A 304-nucleotide genomic window follows, 5' to 3' on the forward strand; every position below is an offset into this window, starting at 1 on the left:
ACAAAGCCCGCATTGTTCGTTCCCGCAAGCTCTCGACAGCGCGCAGCTCAAAGCTGCATATCGCTTCTTTAGCAATGAGGAAATCGATAGCGACGGCGTGCTGAGTTCGCATGTCGCGCAGACGCTGGGCCGGATGCGGCAGGTGCCTGTGGTGCTGGCTGTCCAGGACACCACGGAGTTCAACTTGGCGCATTTGCCCGAAACCACGGGTCTGGGCCTTGGCACAGGAGGCAACAGGCATGGATTTCTGATGCACAGCCTGCTGGCTGTCACGCCCGACGGATTGCCCCTTGGGGTGTTGGGC

The 304-nt window shown here is 60.5% G+C and carries 1 protein-coding gene; it reads left to right on the forward strand.

Annotation, left to right across the window (positions count from 1 at the left end):
* A partial coding sequence (locus tag ACYP5B_RS43165) for a transposase DNA-binding-containing protein (RefSeq protein WP_459568214.1) occupies window positions 1-304 on the forward strand: 304 nt, incomplete at both ends.

This window comes from Cupriavidus sp. 8B, assembly GCF_054589115.1.